The 16,596-nt window shown below is 33.0% G+C and carries 17 protein-coding genes; 4 read left to right on the top strand and 13 right to left on the bottom strand.

Features of this window, described 5'->3' with window-relative positions:
* Window positions 1-183: 183 nt before the first annotated feature.
* A complete protein-coding gene (locus ABD692_RS00125; protein ID WP_316758777.1) occupies window positions 184-1,428 on the top strand; it encodes an ABC transporter permease in 1,245 nt (414 codons plus the stop codon).
* Window positions 1,429-1,503: 75 nt separating this feature from the next.
* On the opposite strand, the gene ABD692_RS00120 is transcribed toward ABD692_RS00125, so the two are convergent.
* The 7 genes from ABD692_RS00120 to ABD692_RS00090 all read right to left on the bottom strand — a co-directional run bounded on the left by ABD692_RS00120 (window position 1,504) and on the right by ABD692_RS00090 (window position 10,111).
* Window positions 1,504-2,475 carry a glycosyltransferase gene (locus ABD692_RS00120; protein ID WP_316758779.1) on the bottom strand — a complete coding sequence of 324 codons (972 nt, stop codon included), beginning with the start codon at window positions 2,473-2,475 and terminating at the stop codon, window positions 1,504-1,506.
* 126 nt (window positions 2,476-2,601) lie between these two features.
* Window positions 2,602-3,615 carry a UbiA family prenyltransferase gene (locus ABD692_RS00115; protein WP_316758782.1) on the bottom strand — a complete coding sequence of 338 codons (1,014 nt, stop codon included), beginning with the start codon at window positions 3,613-3,615 and terminating at the stop codon, window positions 2,602-2,604.
* Complete coding sequence (locus tag ABD692_RS00110; RefSeq protein WP_344763992.1) at window positions 3,612-4,649, bottom strand: prenyltransferase/squalene oxidase repeat-containing protein; 1,038 nt, start codon at window positions 4,647-4,649, stop codon at window positions 3,612-3,614. The genes ABD692_RS00115 and ABD692_RS00110 overlap by 4 nt, the downstream gene beginning before the upstream one ends.
* Window positions 4,650-4,661: 12 nt before the next feature.
* Window positions 4,662-5,828, bottom strand: a complete 1,167-nt coding sequence (locus tag ABD692_RS00105; RefSeq protein WP_316758786.1) for a glycosyltransferase family 4 protein — start codon at window positions 5,826-5,828, stop codon at window positions 4,662-4,664.
* A gap of 6 nt (window positions 5,829-5,834) precedes the next feature.
* Window positions 5,835-7,643: an ABC transporter ATP-binding protein gene (locus ABD692_RS00100; protein ID WP_316758788.1), complete on the bottom strand. Its 1,809-nt coding sequence runs from the start codon at window positions 7,641-7,643 to the stop codon at window positions 5,835-5,837.
* A gap of 55 nt (window positions 7,644-7,698) precedes the next feature.
* Window positions 7,699-8,799, bottom strand: coding sequence for an acyltransferase family protein (locus ABD692_RS00095; RefSeq protein ID WP_344763990.1), 1,101 nt, complete (start codon window positions 8,797-8,799; stop codon window positions 7,699-7,701).
* Between the two features lie 115 nt (window positions 8,800-8,914).
* On the bottom strand, window positions 8,915-10,111 hold the full coding sequence (locus ABD692_RS00090) for a pyridoxal phosphate-dependent aminotransferase (RefSeq protein ID WP_344763989.1): 1,197 nt from the start codon (window positions 10,109-10,111) through the stop codon (window positions 8,915-8,917).
* A gap of 112 nt (window positions 10,112-10,223) precedes the next feature.
* Here ABD692_RS00090 and ABD692_RS00085 point away from each other — a divergent pair, with 112 nt between their 5' ends.
* From ABD692_RS00085 to ABD692_RS00075, 3 genes are read left to right on the top strand one after another with little or no spacing between them, the layout of a single operon-like run.
* Window positions 10,224-11,210, top strand: coding sequence for a cation diffusion facilitator family transporter (locus tag ABD692_RS00085; RefSeq protein ID WP_344763987.1), 987 nt, complete (start codon window positions 10,224-10,226; stop codon window positions 11,208-11,210).
* Window positions 11,197-11,652: an NUDIX domain-containing protein gene (locus tag ABD692_RS00080; protein WP_344763985.1), complete on the top strand. Its 456-nt coding sequence runs from the start codon at window positions 11,197-11,199 to the stop codon at window positions 11,650-11,652. Before ABD692_RS00085 ends, ABD692_RS00080 begins: the two co-directional genes overlap by 14 nt.
* Window positions 11,642-12,514 carry a CPBP family intramembrane glutamic endopeptidase gene (locus ABD692_RS00075; RefSeq protein WP_344763983.1) on the top strand — a complete coding sequence of 291 codons (873 nt, stop codon included), beginning with the start codon at window positions 11,642-11,644 and terminating at the stop codon, window positions 12,512-12,514. The genes ABD692_RS00080 and ABD692_RS00075 overlap by 11 nt, the downstream gene beginning before the upstream one ends.
* Before the next feature lie 38 nt (window positions 12,515-12,552).
* Here ABD692_RS00075 and ABD692_RS00070 read toward each other — a convergent pair whose 3' ends face one another.
* The 6 genes from ABD692_RS00070 to ABD692_RS00045 form a co-directional block, all read right to left on the bottom strand.
* Window positions 12,553-12,987 carry an SRPBCC family protein gene (locus ABD692_RS00070; protein WP_344763981.1) on the bottom strand — a complete coding sequence of 145 codons (435 nt, stop codon included), beginning with the start codon at window positions 12,985-12,987 and terminating at the stop codon, window positions 12,553-12,555.
* Between the two features lie 89 nt (window positions 12,988-13,076).
* On the bottom strand, window positions 13,077-13,493 hold the full coding sequence (locus tag ABD692_RS00065) for a VOC family protein (RefSeq protein ID WP_316758801.1): 417 nt from the start codon (window positions 13,491-13,493) through the stop codon (window positions 13,077-13,079).
* 101 nt (window positions 13,494-13,594) lie between these two features.
* Window positions 13,595-13,939: an MmcQ/YjbR family DNA-binding protein gene (locus ABD692_RS00060; protein WP_344763979.1), complete on the bottom strand. Its 345-nt coding sequence runs from the start codon at window positions 13,937-13,939 to the stop codon at window positions 13,595-13,597.
* Between the two features lie 109 nt (window positions 13,940-14,048).
* On the bottom strand, window positions 14,049-15,422 hold the full coding sequence (locus ABD692_RS00055; RefSeq protein WP_344763977.1) for an exonuclease domain-containing protein: 1,374 nt from the start codon (window positions 15,420-15,422) through the stop codon (window positions 14,049-14,051).
* Window positions 15,423-15,550: 128 nt separating this feature from the next.
* The gene (locus ABD692_RS00050; protein WP_344763975.1) at window positions 15,551-16,180 is read right to left on the bottom strand and encodes a hypothetical protein; all 630 of its coding nucleotides are present in this window, start codon (window positions 16,178-16,180) and stop codon (window positions 15,551-15,553) included.
* Window positions 16,181-16,190: 10 nt separating this feature from the next.
* Window positions 16,191-16,553 (bottom strand): response regulator, encoded by a 363-nt coding sequence (locus ABD692_RS00045; protein ID WP_316758810.1) that lies wholly within the window; start codon window positions 16,551-16,553, stop codon window positions 16,191-16,193.
* Window positions 16,554-16,596 lie beyond the last annotated feature (43 nt).

The raw sequence follows: 16,596 nt of genomic DNA, 5'->3' as shown, positions 1-16,596 counted from the left end.
GAATTTTTTGAGGTGCAAAAATACGAATTTAATTCTTCTTTTTCGTATTTTATCAAACGCAATTATAGTGTATTATGTTTTAATATGCTTATACAATTAAAAAAATGTTTAATAGATATAAAATTAATTAGTTTTGATAATGAACTGTAACCTTTTTCAATTCTTTGCATCTAACAGATAATTATGATAATTTTCAGGCTAATAGGCGAGAGTTTTCGTTTTGCATTTGATGCATTACGCCAAAACAAGTTACGTACAATGTTATCGCTCCTGGCGATAACTATTGGTATTTTTGTAATTATTTTTGTGTTTTCTGGTGTGGATACCTTTCGTGGTAAATTGCAATCGAGTGTTGATAAGCTTGGTTCGAACACAATTTACATTCAGAAATGGCCATGGAGCTTTGGCGATAATTATCCATGGTGGAAATACGCAAACCGTCCGCAACCATCAATTAGGGATTTCGAAACCTTAAAAGAAAGAATGAGCAATGCTGATGGTATAACTTTTGAAATTTCTACAGGTAATAGAACTATTAAATATAGAAGTGGTTCAGTTGAAGGGGTTTCTATTTCTGCAGCTTCTCAGGATTTTAATAAAACATGGAATTTTGAACTGCAATCTGGACGTTATTTTACTGAAAATGAAAGCAATAACGGTACGCCAGTTTGCTTAATTGGAGCCGAAATTGCAGAAGGTTTATTTGGTGATGAAGAACCTATTGGAAAACAAGTACAAGTTTTAGGTAGGAGAGTTACCGTAATTGGGGTTTTCGTAAAAGAAGGCGAAGATATGTTAGGCACCTCATTAGATAAAAGTGTTAACCTGCCTATAAATTTTGCTAAGGGAATTTTGGATGTACAGAATGAGCGCTATAATCCACAGATTACAGTTAGAGGATCTGATCATGTATCATTAGAAGAAGTAGAAAGTGAGTTGCAGGGTTTAATGCGATCAATTCACAGGTTAAGGCCCAACCAGGAAGATGATTTTGCCTTGAATAAAACAACAATCCTTTCTAATCAGCTTAATAAAATGTTTGATGTTGTTAATATCGCTGGCTGGGTAATCGGAGGTTTCTCTATTCTTGTCGGTGGTTTCAGTATTGCTAATATTATGTTTGTTTCGGTAAAAGAACGCACTAATATTATAGGTATTCAAAAATCGCTTGGTGCTAAAAGATATTTTATTCTTTTACAGTTTATATTCGAAGCAATTTCGCTATGTATTTTGGGTGGCTTGCTTGGATTATTACTCGTTTATTTACTCGCCCTGGCAATAGGAGCTATAACCGATTTTCACATTATCCTTGGCTTAAATAACATTACACTAGGCATTGGCATATCTGTAATAATAGGCACAATATCAGGTTTCTGGCCTGCATATTCGGCATCGAGATTAGATCCTGTTGAAGCAATTAGAAGCTAGAGAGGATAGGATATATTCTAAGCTATAAAAATACTCTAAAAGGAAATAATTATGGCTTAGAATGCGGATAATGGTTTAAGGATTGAGTTTTTGTTGAGGGTTTATTTTTCTTTGTAAACCTTTCATAAAAACTTTTGGAATTTGCCCCAATGTAAATGGAATATTTATCGCAAACGATTTTACCATTAAATTAAGAGAATATTTAAAATTTAATTCCCGAATTAGATTGTGCTTAGCAAATTCAACTAAACCACTCATATACCTTTCATCAAGAATTTTACGTTCATTTGGTTTTAAAAGTTTCTCAAATTTTAAAATTTTAGCTTTTACATCAGCTATATATAAAAATTCTAAAACCTCGCTCCATTTTCTGCCATCATAAATATTAATTTCATCAACACGCTTTTTCCATAATTTTTGCAGTGTAAAGGCAGCACGGCAGGGTTTTGATAAAATTAGTTCTAGATACATACACCAATCGTCGCCAATATTCATTTCCTCATCCCAACCTGTTAATATTGAAGAACGTTTAATAACAACAGACGAGGATGGCGAAGGACACGATTTTAGATATAAGTCTCTAAGTTCATTATATTCTAGTAAAACCCAATTATCCTGTTCCTTTGGGAAGTATGGGATTAAAAACGGATCGTTATTTAAAAAATCCCAAGGATTACCAATTTTACTTTCCTGTTCCCAATTTGCAAATACAAAATCAAGATTTTCTTCTTCCAATTTAGATATGCATTGCTCCAAAAAGTCAGGATGCCAAATGTCATCCGAATCAAGCGAGGCAATAATAGAGCCTTTTGCATAAGATAATCCTAAATTTCGGGCAGAGGCCTGACCTCCATTTTGTTTGTAATGATATTCTATTTGAGGATATTTTTTGATTAATTCTGCTGTTTGATCTATCGAACCATCATCTATTACAACAATTTGGATGTTTTTATATGATTGATTAATAGCACTCTCAATGGCATCAGGAAGTTTCTTTTCTCTATTATAAGTCGGGATGATTATGGTGACTAACTTTTGATTGGCCATTGATATTATATAGGGGGAATGGAAGATTTTAAAGATGAACTAAAGATAGAATTTTGCATTGTAAATAAAAACACTAAATGAAACAATATCCACTACATTATTAAATAATCCTGTTAATTTTTTAAACTAAAAGTTACGGTGTTTTTTGAAAACTATTGCTCTGGCAAAAAAGGCATAATCATAAATAGCTAACCATAACAAATATGGGAATAAGGAGATATGTATTATTAAAACTGTTACATTAATTATGTTTATTAATATTGCTGCAAATAATAGAGAAATAGGTAAAAACATTTGATAATAGTCTGCCATAATAATTTGATAGGGCCTATCATCGCTTTTTAAAACAATAATAACTTGTGTTTTGTTTATCTTGTACCTAAGAAATATGAGAATAAAGTAAAAAATCAATGCTACTATGGTGATGATTAGGTGGATTTTAAGCAGCATGATCGTTAGGGCAAAAATTTCGACAATGAAAATAAACCTGGCTTTGTTGTTAAATTCAGTAGGCTCAACTCCGCTTGCATAAGTATTCAAATTAACTTTAATATCGTTTTCACGATCTGAAAATTGGTGCCACAAAATACCCCTTAAACCATAAGCTAATGCCCATATACCTACTGCTGCAAACCAGATGTAATCTATTTGTTGATTTGAAACATAGCTCATACTGGAAACCATAAGTAAACTAGGAAAAAGATGCGAGCCGCAACCGTCAGCAATAACACCAAGTATTCCTCTGTTTTTTAGCCTAAAAGGTTTTATCGAGTATAGGCTAAAGACAATCCACGAAAGTGAATACAGAAAACATGATAATACATCAGGATAAAGAAAATATCCAAAAAAAATACCTAAAAGAATACAGATAGCAGGGATTATCCACCTATATTGTTTAGGCAAATGCTGTATTCTATTAGATTTACCACTTGCAATATCCTCATCCATATCAGTTATATCGTTAATGACACTAACGTAAATTGCTCCAATTATCAGTGAACATAAAAGAAAAATTAACCATAAAGCAACTTTATATAGCGGCGTATCTGTCATTATTGTTGTAGCATAGCCTATAGCTAATAAAGGCGGCAATTTATATGCCCACCACTCATGCGACCTTATAACGTTAAATATTTTCATTTATCTTGAGTTTCTTTGTAGAGTGCTAAAGCTTCAAGACAAAAACCTGTAGTGAATTCTTCAGAACCAAAACAACTTAGCTTTTTTGCTCCCCCGTAATAAACCACCCATCTTTGCCAATTTCCATAATCTTGTTGGTTTTTAATTAGATACGCAACAGCATCTTCAATAATAAGTGAGTAGTAGTTTAAGTTTAATAAGGATATTACACCGAAAGCGGTATCTAAAATACTTGCACCAATTGAGCCATCTTCTTTAACTGTTTCAATAATTCGGTCAATTAGTGGTTTCTTTAATGGCTCTAGTTCAACAATTGCCTTTTTGTAATTTCTCGAAAAAAAATAATAAATAGAAAATGGATTTCGATACCATTCATCGCAATCGTTCTCCTTATTTTGCTCAATTATATTGATCATATAATTAATAAGTGGTTTTGTATTATCATCAAGGCCAAGGTAAAATAGGACATTTGCATTAACAACTGCATCAATGTCATTTCTACTACACTCAAACTTATGCCAAAACATAAATGATTTAATAGGGTTCTTATATTCTCTTAGGATCAGTAACCAGTAATTTTTATCGAAAATAAGATTTGGTCGAAGTGTATACCAAGTATAAAATAAACCTAGTTTGTTTCGGTTTTTCAGAATTATACTTTTGTTTTCAGGATAATTTTTTCCAAGCTCTTGTAAAACTTTAGATGCGCAAGAAGTATTATCTACATCCGCTGGACAAGTTTTGAATAGGGGATTCCATGACGTGAAATTATTCCATACGCCAGCTCTCATCGATTGAAACTGAAGGAAGAAACTTGATAGTTCCAACATTTGTTTCACCTTAGATAAATGCCTTAAATGAAGTAAAGAGTAGCATATTAACGATGTAGGAAATACGTTGCTATACGGAATGGTATGAGTTAAATTATCGTCGAAACCCATGTAAACACAAAATTCGCCGTTAGGGAATTGATGTTGATGAAGGTAATCTACTCCTCTCAATATGGATTGGTCAATATCTTCAGTTCTAATCATACATCTGCAATTCTAATTCACATTAAGCATTTTGATAATAATTTTTGCAAAATCTTTTTCTGGTAACTTTGGAACAACTTGCGCTATGTGTTTTGCAGCATTTAAGCCTATTTCTTCCCAATTATGCCGCTCGTCCCAAGCTCGCTCCATTGCATCTGAAAATGACTGTTCGTTTGGATACCCGATAAAACCAGTTTTTCCTTCTTCTACGAGTTCTGCATTTCCGCCAGCATTAGATATAATTACTGGTCTACCTGCTGACATGGCTTCTACCATGGATAAGGGCAAACCCTCACTTCTAGATGGCAAAATTAAGGCATGGTAGTCTTTCCACATGCTTTCTACATCATCGATTTGACCTTTAAATTCTACATTACTTACGCCAAGAAGTGCAGCCATTTCTTTTAACGCTTTTTCATCATTTCCTTTTCCAATAAAAGAAATCATAATAGGTCTTTCTTTCCATTTTTGTTCGGACATGATCCTAATCAAAATATCCTGACCTTTATCTAATAAGAAAAGTCTTCCTAAACAAGCAAGCTTAAATATTTTTTCAGATTTAGGAAAAGGTACAACCTTTCCTGACAACTTCATTGGGTTAAAGATGACATGACCATTGGTTAATCTTTTGCCAAATTGCTCCTCCGTAAGCCTTAAATTATGTTTTGAAACGAAGAAAATTCTTTGAGATTTTGATAGGGCTTCAGACATGCTATCCCGATCGGTAAAATATGGCCAATAAAAATCAACAGCTTTTTGAGCAATAACAACATAAGGAATTTCCAATTTCGAACATTGATATGCTAATTTAAGGCCATCAAAGTTAATTCCTTGAGATATAATTACCAATTCGGGCGTATTATTTTTTAAAATTTTAATATAATTACTAAAATCTTCGCCTCCATATTGAGCCATTTTTAATCCAATAGCAATTTTGGTGAATAGTTTTCCTGCTTTTTTCTTAATCCTAAAAGCAGTTGATTTTCTAGGAAAGATCTCTATTAACTTTATATTATTTTCTGCTAGTTTAATATACTCTGGATGCTGTTTATTAATATTTTCTTTAACAATCGATATTTCGAAGCCAGCCTCTTGTAAAAAAGGAGTACTTCTTCCCCAAAGCTCTTCACTACCTCCCCAATCATCTATACAAGTGGTTACAATTAATATTTTACGCATAGAATTTTATAGAGATGTATTTTTAAATAAATTAAAATAGCCACCTTTTAGTGCTATAAGCTCATCATGAGTTCCATGCTCTGATATTTGTCCTTCATAAAGAAAATATATATAATCGGCATGTTTTACTGCAGATTGACGATGGCTGATAATTAATGCAGCCCTATTGCCAATTCTATCCCTTAACGAATTAAAAAGTTCTTTTTCTGATGTAGCATCCAAAGCACTTGTTGCTTCGTCTAAAATTATAAATCTTGATGGACTGTAAAAAGCCCTCGCTATGGCAAGTTTCTGCCATTGGCCGATACTCACTTCTTGTCCATCTTCAAAAATTCGACCCATAGTTGTTTCGTATCCCTTTGAAAATTTATCAATAAATAAGTTTGCTCCTGAATTCTTTGCAGCTTCTATTACATCTATTTCAGGTCTGCTTTTTCCATCAATATCTCCAAACTTAATGTTGTCTGCTGCTGAAACGTTATATTTTCCAAAATCTTGAAAAACGGCGCAGATTTGTTTTTGATAATCCTTACTAATGAAATTTCGAATATCCTTACCAAAAAAAAGAATTGATCCTGAGGTAGGGTCGTAAAGTCGACAAAGTAATTTTATTAAGGTTGATTTTCCTGCTCCATTACTGCCCACAACAGCGATTATTTTTCCAGCAGGTAGTTTTAAATTAATATTGGTTAAAGTAGGTCGATTTGAGTGAGGATAGGTGAATGATATATTTTTTAGCTCTAAATCTATATTTTTATCATTTGGTATTGATTGGGGGTTCTGAGGTTCGGATAAAGAACTTTTTAAATCAAATAGTTCAAAAATACTTTTTACATAAACGTTATTTTGATAAAGTGTTGCAATTCCTGTAGAAAGTGTCTGCATTACTGTAAAAGATTGTGGTAAGATAATTAGAAATAGAGTTATGTCTCCAATACTTGTCGAACCGTGCATGCTACCAATAACAATATATGCGATGCAGCAAAAAAGACCAGATGTAGCTAGTATCGAAGTTGCAACCTCCTGATATACTTTTCTTTTACTAATTTTTAATCTGGCATCTAATAATGAGAGTCTAATATCGACGTAGATTTTTCGTATATGATGGCCTAAACCAAAACTTTTAATTTCTTTGGCGTGCGTATCAAGGGTAAGCAAAGAACTAAAATAACTAGATTTTCTTTCTAGTGCTGTTTGAGATAATCGGAGGATATTTTGAGTATCGGCAAAGTTAATTCTTACAAATAGTGTAGGGATTATAAATAATGCCATAATGGGGAATAATCTCCAATCAATTGTTATTAACATTGAGGTTATTAAAGCCAGATTAATGGAGTTTTTACCAATATCAATTATTGTAGCAACAATCAGATTGGGTCTGTCATTTCCCATGTCTCTGGCTCTTTTTAATATATCAAAATATTCTGGGCTTTCATAAAATGACAAGTCAAGCTCGATTGCACTTCTATGAATTTTGTCATCTACATACTCTGTTACCTTGGCAGATTGTTTTTCAATTATATAGCTTGAAATAGATTTTAATGCAACATAAGCAATTGTTGATACAGCTGCAAGGATAACATATTTAATTACTAAAGGTTCGTCTTTTAAATTGCCTACCCCATGTTTTGAAACCATATCAATCAAAACCTTTACCATGTAGAAGGATGAATAGAATAAAGCACTTTCAATTACAATGAATAAAATTGAAATAAAAGCCCATTTTTTAGATGCTGCTAGGATCAATTTAACAATTCTCAGTATGTTTAAATTAGTGCTGAGCTTGTGTACTTTTTGGGTAAATGTTTTTATCATTGAAGGAGGATGATTTAAGTATAAAGGTAATTAATCTACGATCATAAGATTTAGATCAAATTCCTATTTTAGTTTTCGGTTTAATTTTTTTGATTCTAACACTCCTTTCAAAAAAATTGAATATTGTATTTAAAATATTTGTTGCTAATGTTGATAATGGTTTCTCGACCAATTTATTAATAATATATGAAGTTAATGTTATGGCTAATAAAATTAAGAATAATAATAAATCGGCTTGAATCTTATCCCTAAAAAACCAGTAGAAACATAGGAAATATATATGAAAAAGATAAAATGGATAAGCTATTTCTCCGAGGGTTTGATGTAATTTTGATCCCTTTATATGTAGTTTACGCGTAGAAATCAGTAAAAATATTAAGTACATCGATGCGATTAAGGCTGCGATTACCCACATATTTACAATTCCAGATTCTTTATAGAAAAGTGCAAACTGTTTTTCTAAGGGTTGTGACATAGCCAGCTGGCATAAGAAATTTATCAAAAGCAAAATGTATAGTTTCCATTTGCTAGCATATTTACTATATATGAAATAAAAAAGCATGCCAGCTGTAAACGGAAGAATAACAAAATTAACATGAACGACTTGTTTGAATGCAGCATATATACAATAGGTAAGTAACATGCTTATTATGATCATGATACGATTCCAAAGTTTAAAGCCTATTACTAGCCCTATAAAGAAGTAAAACACCATTTCTAAAAGAAGAGTATGGAAAACTGGATTTAACATTTCATACCCAAAAATTGAAGGCATTATTGTTAGGTTGATCAAAAAAGCCTTAAATGGTAATACAGGTAAAAAAGAATGATTCATTAGCCTTGAAATAACAAAGGCTACAATGCAGCTTATCCAAAATAATGGATAAATTCTAGATAATCTCGTTATTGTAAACTCCCTTAAATTCCTTTTCAAAGAAGTCATAGTAACTACATAACCGCTTACAATAAAAAAAACTAAGAGAGCTAGTGTTGAATAACAAGAAATCGGTAGCCACTTTAAATTGGCAGGAACTATTTTATAAACATAATTAAACGTATCAACATAGTGAGCAAAAAAAACGATAAATACAGCGAAAAATCTAAGTAAATCTAGTGAACCAGAACGTTCGGGCTTTTTTGGTTTAATTTCGGGCATTTTTATTAGGGAATCCTTTGCTAAAGTAATGTTTTTAATGCGATTTAGATATGATTACCAAAAAAAGCCCTTCGCTAATCAATAACGAAGGGCTTTTATTAAGAATAACTGTTAGTTATTTCAATTTTGCTAATGCTTCTTTTATTCTTTTTAGTGCTTCAACCAAACTCTCGTCTGATGCTGCGTATGATAAACGGATATAGTTGTTATTACCAAATGAATCGCCACCAACAGTTGCTACGTGACCAACATTTAATAAATATAAAGCTAAGTCTGATGAATCTTTGATTTCATTTCCTTCAGCATCTTTTTTGCCAAAGAAAGAACTAATTTCAGGGAAGAAATAGAAAGCACCATCTGGAAGATTGGTTTTTACACCTGGTATTTCATTTAATAAATTATAAACAAGTTCTCTACGACGAAGGAATGCTTCCTTCATTATTAAAACACTTTCTAAACCTTGCTCGTAAGCTACAATGCCTGCTCTTTGTGCTATAGAACAAGTTCCAGAGGTAGTTTGACCTTGTAGCTTATCGTTAGCTGCTGCAATTTCCTTGTTTGCTGCGATATAACCTAATCTCCAGCCAGTCATAGCAAATGCTTTAGAGAAACCATTCACAATGATTACACGGTCTTTGATACTGTCAAATTGCGCAATAGATTCATGTTTATCAACAAAGTTGATATGTTCATAAATCTCATCCGATAGGATATAAATGTTTGGATGTTTTTCAAAAACCTCTACTAATGCTGCCAATTCATCTTTACTGTAAACAGAACCTGTAGGATTGCAAGGCGATGAAAACATGAAAAGTTTTGATTTTGGGGTTATAGCAGCCTCCAATTGTGCTGGTGTAATTTTAAAATTACTATCAATATCCGTATCAATAAAAACCGACTTTCCTTCTGCAAGGTTAACCATTTCCGAATAAGATACCCAATATGGTGTAGGGATAATTACCTCATCTTCAGGATCGATTAAAGTAAGGATCACATTAGAAAGTGATTGTTTCGCACCCGTAGAAACAACAATTTGAGAAATGTCGTAATCTAAATTGTTTTCGGTTTTAAGCTTGTTTACGATTGCCTGGCGTAAATCTGGATAGCCTGGAACTGGCGAATAACGTGTATAATTTTCATCTAATGCTTTTTTTGCAGCATTTTTAACGTGGTCTGGTGTATTAAAATCTGGCTCGCCAACGCTCAAACTGATTATATTAATTCCTTTTGAAGCTAATTCACGACCTAATTTGGTCATTTTTAAGGTTGCAGATTCTGATAGACTGTTGATTCTTTTGGATAAGGTGCTCATGGTTAATTACTTTGAGCGCAAATATATAAACCAAATATTATTCTGCACTAAAAAAGCAATAGTTTTTATCATTTAATTTATATGATAACCGTATTTTTGAAAAAAAATCCTCGTGACAGTTAAAAAGAAAGCTATAATTATTTCGTTGGTAGTGAGTGTTGTATTAATGCTTGCAAAGTTTGTAGCTTATTTTATAACAGGCTCAAACGCTATTTTAACGGATGCTGCAGAAAGTATTGTTAATGTTATAGCTGGCAGTTTTGCATTTTACAGCATCTATTTAAGCACGCAACCAAGAGACGAAAATCATCCTTACGGACATGGCAAGGTGGAGTTCTTTTCTGCTTTTGTAGAAGGGATTTTAATTTTGATTGCTGGTGTAATTATTATATTCAAATCTTCATACAATTTAGTTTATCCTCACGCCGTAGGGCAATTGCTGGAGGGAACATTAATCATTGGGATCACAGGCTTAGTGAATATGATTGTTGGATTTTACCTGATTAATGTTGGTAAAGACGAGCATTCTATAACTTTGATAGCGGATGGAAAACACTTACTTACTGATACTTATACAAGTGGGGCTATTGTTATAGGCTTAATTTTAATTCAGCTGACAAATATAATTTGGTTTGATAGTGTATTGTCCTTCATTGTAGGGTTTTACATCGTGTATTCTGGTTATAAATTAACCCGTGGTTCTGTTGGTGGCTTGATGGATGAAAGTGATTTTACTTTGCTAGAGGAGGTTGTTGATGTTTTACAAAAAAACAGACATAAACCTTGGATAGATGTTCATAACCTTCGTACACAACAATATGGACCTGAATTTCACATCGATTGTCATGTTACCTTGCCCTATTATTTCGATTTGAATAAAGTGCATAAAGAGATTTCTCAAATTGATGAATTAATTAATAAAAATGGCGTTCGTAAGGCAGAACTGTTTATTCATGCAGATCCTTGCTTGCCAGAATGCTGCCATTATTGCCACATGAGCGAATGCCCTGTAAGAGCCGAGGCTTTTAAAAATGAAATTGTTTGGACGCCAGAAATTGTAATTAGAAACAAAAAGCATTTCGAAAATGAGTTACTTTAACGTTAGGGTTTATGGTTTGCTAATTAATCAAGATAATGAAGTTTTGGTTAGTGATGAACAGGAGTATGGCTTTCGCTTTAGTAAATTTCCTGGTGGAGGCTTGGAACTTGGTGAAGGATTAATTGATGGATTAAAAAGAGAATTTGTTGAAGAATGTAATGCAGAGATTGATGTAACCGCTCATTTTTACACTACCGATTTTTTCGAGAAATCTTCATTTAACGATAGTCAGGTTATTAGCGTTTATTATTTGGTTAAAGAGAAAGCGCCACTTCAGCTTGCCTTTAAAACAAAAATTTATGATTTTGATGAGAAGGGTGAAATTCTACAGTCTTTTCGCTGGGTTAAAATAGAAAATTTATTAATAGATGAAATTACATTCAAAACCGACAAAACTGTTGTCGAACTTTTGAAAAAACAATTCTCTTCAAATGGAGCATAAATTCATCTATCTTCTGAAACCAATATTAAGGCTTTTACTTTTTGTTTTCTACTTATTTCTTTGGGCGATACCCGTTGGTTTTTTAGCCCAATTGCCGCTTTTTAAATTTCAAGAGGGAAGTTTGCCGAGTTTGTTCTTTAGCGAAATATCACTTACGTTTATGGCGATTGGAGCATTGTTTATGATATTTCAAACTTATCCAACCAGAAATTTTGAACGTGTATTTGTCGTTAAAAACAATTTGCTATCAGGCTTTTTAAAAGGTACTGGAATCGGCCTAGCTTTAATTCTGGCTTGTACTGGCCTAATGTTTATCAACGGGAATGTAGATTTCTTTTATACCAAATTTGAAGTGAGCTCAATTTTGAGTTATCTAATATTTTTTATTTTTGTAGGCATTTCTGAGGAATTTGTTTTTAGAACCTTTCCATTGGTGGTTTTTGCAGAGCGGTACAAAATCTGGGTTTCAATATTTCTAAACGGATTACTTTTCGGTTTAATTCACATTTCAAACCCCAATTTTTCTGTATTTGCAATGATAAATATTACACTATGTGGTATAGTTTTCGCATTAATTACTTTGCAAAAAAGAAATATTTGGTGGAGTGTTGGGATGCATTTTGGATGGAATTTTTGCCAGGGAACTTTACTAGGTTTTAAAGTTAGCGGTATAGATGCTCCAGGCTTAATGGTATCAAGGCCAGTTGGAAACGCAACATTTTCTGGCGGAAACTTTGGGATAGAAGGCTCGGTTATCTGCACCTTCATTTTAGTTTTATATCTGGTTTGGCTAATTAGAAAACAGAAGGTAGAGCCTGTAGAAGAAGTTTTTGTCGAATTTGAGATTCGTAGAGAAGTATAAAAAAAGTCGCAGTTAATAAACTGCGACCTAAATAATTTTTAATCTACTGGTTCCAGGTATTTTTTTAGAGCATCATTTAGAAAATAGTTCCAGCCGCCTTTAAAACTTTCCTTGCTGAAGTCTTTTCCGTTTTCGGCAAAGCTTTCTAAACCAATGTGCGTTAAAGTTAATCTGGTTTTATCTCCAGCTTCAAAAAGTTCCCAGGTAATTTCTGAATTGCCAGGATAATTGTCATATTTCCAAGTGTAAGCAATCTTTTTTCCTTCTTCAATTTGGGTAATTTCGCACAAATGCAAAAACTGAGGACCTTCATCAGGGCCACCTAAAAAATCGAATTTAAAACCAACTTTAGGTTTGAAATCCTGCAATTGAAAATACCACTTTTTAATTTCACTGTTATCTGTTAATGCATTCCAAACTTTTTCAGTTGGTACATCATATATGCTTTCTACGATTAAGGGTTTCTTTTCCATGATATTTATTTCTAAATTTTCGGATGTTTCTTAATAAAACAAGCAAATACTAAGCATACTTTGTTTTAAAAATAAAATATTCGGGTAGATTAACCCAATGGCATTTTAGCCATATCCATATAAAGAATACTCCATCTTTGTCCATCTAAATCGACGAAACCACAGCCATACATCCAACCATCTTTATAGCCAGGTTTGCCATAAAGCTCTCCTCCAGCATCTAAAACTTTTTGTGCCAGTTCATCAACTTCTTCGGTGCTTTCTGCATCAAAAGAGAATAAAACTTCTGTTCCCGAAATATTGTCGGATACTTCAGATCCTGCAAAAGTTTCATAAAGTGATTTCTCGAATAGCATAATGATCAAATTACCTTCTCCAACCATTAAAGAGGCCGAGTCTTCTCTAACGCCATACCTGTCGTTTGGAGTGAAGCCAATTTTTGTAAAGAACTCTTTTGATTTATTTACATCTTTTACAGGAAGGTTTATCCAAAGCGATTTTGTCATAACATTTTATATTTTGTTGTATGTAAAGATATGCATCCGATTTTTGGATAGCATACTAAAATAAGAAAACTTAAAGGGGTATTTGAGACAAAACGATTTTACTATTTACTGTATTTTTTTGCAAATTTTTCTGGCGCAACACTGCAGTAAGATTTAGTAAGGGCTTCTTTTAATTTTTCTGCTTCGATAAAGTTAATTTCAAAAATTGTCCAGCCTTGCTTACCCCAACCTGCAGGAGCAGGGTAGATGGCAGATGGATCATAATCAGAAAATAAATTTTGATCGGCTACTGATAACTTAAAAATGGCTTTTGCATTGGTATTATCAATAGTAATAAAAATTTTATCGTCTACTTTGAATGTGTTTTTACCAAGGTTTGGTGCCTCTGTTACTTCATCAAAAGATAGTGCAAGTTCTCTGAATGCTTCTGTACTAAATATATTCATAATTTTAAATTAATGTCTCAATAGTGCTGCTATTGAAAATTTCATTCGACAAATTTACACCTATTTATCCTTGTTCTGAAACTAGAAATACAGAAACATTTATCAAAAATTATAATTTATACAATTTCTGCGGATGTTGTTCTGCATGATTCAGAATTAGGTTAATAATATAACTATTGGATTGATAAATGGATAAGCTCTCCTTTATTGGAGCCAGGCCATCACTAAGATAGTTTTTATCCGTAAAATAACCCATCCCATAAAATATTCCTTTTTCAACAACCAAACAACTCATTTCTTCCTCTTTTCGGCCTTCATCTACCAAAGCAAAACTAGGTTGTAACCGCTGAATATCATCTAGAGCCGCATTTAACCGTTTGTTGTAAACTGCAACCGTTTCTATACCGCTACAGGCACCAAAACATTGTCCATTTTCATGAGCAATACATTTAGAAGCCGTTTTTTGCAAGTAACAAAGTTTAGCGCAAAGCTGATACTTTTCGACCAGCATATTTAGGTAGTTGTAACCCTCTAATAAGTTATTAAAACTTTGAAACGCTTTATTGTTTTTTTTATGCTTATCAATGGCTAATCGCAAATAACCATTCTGGTCTTCGAAAATATATAAATCATACTTATGCTCGTAACGTTTCATGGCTCGGTTATTTTCGGGCCAAAGGCGCTTAATTTCATTGGCTTCTAAAATTAAAGCCATTAATTCCGTTCCACAGGTAACATAATCTACATGATGTATGGTTCTTAAAAAATCTTGTCTTTGTCTGTTTGGTTGGTTGCCCGTGAAATGACTGGTTACTCTTTTCTTTAAATCTTTCGCTTTGCCCACATAAACAATTTTCCCTTTGTTATCTTTAAAATAGTAAACGCCAGGTTGATTAGGCAACTTCATAATTGCGGCTTTATCTAAATTCGGAGGTAAAACTTGTTCTTTTGATGTTTTTTTTAGCATTTCTGCAATTATACCTTCCGAATCGTTTTCTAACAATAAGTTAAAAAGTATGCTTGTTGCATCTGCATCTCCCGATGCACGGTGCCTGTTATTAATGGGAATTTGTAAGGCATTGCAAAGTTTCCCTAAACTATAAGAAATCTTACCAGGAAATACCTTCCGACTTAAGCGTACAGTACAAAGTTTTCGGCATTGCAAATCATAACCTGCGTTTGCCAAATGGTGCTTTAAGAAAGAATAATCGAAGTTAACGTTGTGAGCTACAAAGATTTTATTGTGTAACAACTGATAGATTTGTAAGGCTACATCCTCAAAAATAGGTGCATCTTGAAGCATTTCATTATCAATACCTGTTAATGCTGTAATATATACAGGTATATCACGCTTAGGGTTAATTAAGGTAGTATAGCGCTCTACAGTTTGATTACCATCATGAATATTTATGGCAACTTCTGTTATTCCATTTGCCGAAGCATGGCCTCCTGTGGTTTCTATATCTACAATTGCGTATAACATCAAAATGATCTGAATACAAATTTATGCTAAAATAATTAGTAATAAAAGTGTTTTCAATATATTTTTAAAACAAAAAAAGCGACAACGTATTACCGTAATCGCTTATTATCATTTTGAGTCCTTGTAGCTTAAAGTTTGCTCAACAATTTGCTTAAATTAGGTTTAATACCAATGCTAATGGGTAAGGTATTAAAAGTTCTGTTTTGGATTTTAGTAAATCCGTACATGTAACTAACCTCAGCAAACAAATTGGCACCACCCAGGTTATATTCTATACCGCCACCTGCTTCGATCATCCCCATGCCGTTGGTTTTGTTATCCATTGTCACTTGTAAAGATTGTGCATTTACGGCTGCTTGTGGAGTTAGAATAAAACCACCACCACCACCAGCGAAACCATAAAAGGCCCATTTATCTACAATTTTTCTATAACCTAAAGCAACGTTTAGTAAATAAGTGGTGGCTCTTCCTTTTTCTATATTATATGTATAGCCTGCATCTGGTGTAATCTGATTAAACTCGAAAGCATGTAAGCTAACCTTCGGATAGAGAAACAACCCTCCATCTCCTAAACCTAAATTTAAACCTAAAGATGTGGAGAATTTAGGTTTAAGATAATCAGCAGTTTCTCCCATTGGAAAAGCGAAACCGATTCCACTTAAGGAGTAAAGTTTATCTGGTCGGCCAGTTTGCGCTTTAACATTTAACGATAGGGCTATTAATAGTATCGCAATCGGCGTTAATAATTTTAATTTCATATGTGTTTTTCTAATTTTCTGTTAATCTGTTTACTTTCTGAAGCATCTCTGTCATATTAAAAGGTTTTTCTAGATAATCATCGGGATTATGCTTTTGCGATGAAATGTAGCTTTCTTTATACCTGGCCGAAGCCATTATTACAGGGATTTTATCCGTTTCTGGAGAAGATTTCAACTGTTTAAAAACTTCTCTTCCATCCATTCCATTTAACATAATATCCAGAATTATTAAATCTGGATTAAACTCTTTAATGGTTTTAAAAATAAATCTTGGCGATAATAGCGGGTAAACAGTATAATTTTCAGACTCTAAAGCAAGCTGAAAAACTTCTAAAATATCGGGATCATCATCTACAACCAGTACCTTTTTCAATTGATATTTATATTTAATTAACTAAATGAACAATGCTAATACA

Origin of the sequence: Pedobacter ginsengiterrae (assembly GCF_039537385.1) — a bacterium.
Taxonomy (GTDB): domain Bacteria; phylum Bacteroidota; class Bacteroidia; order Sphingobacteriales; family Sphingobacteriaceae; genus Pedobacter; species Pedobacter ginsengiterrae.
The sequence above is the reverse complement of the archived record's forward strand: the minus strand, read 5'-3'. Positions and strand labels throughout refer to the sequence as shown.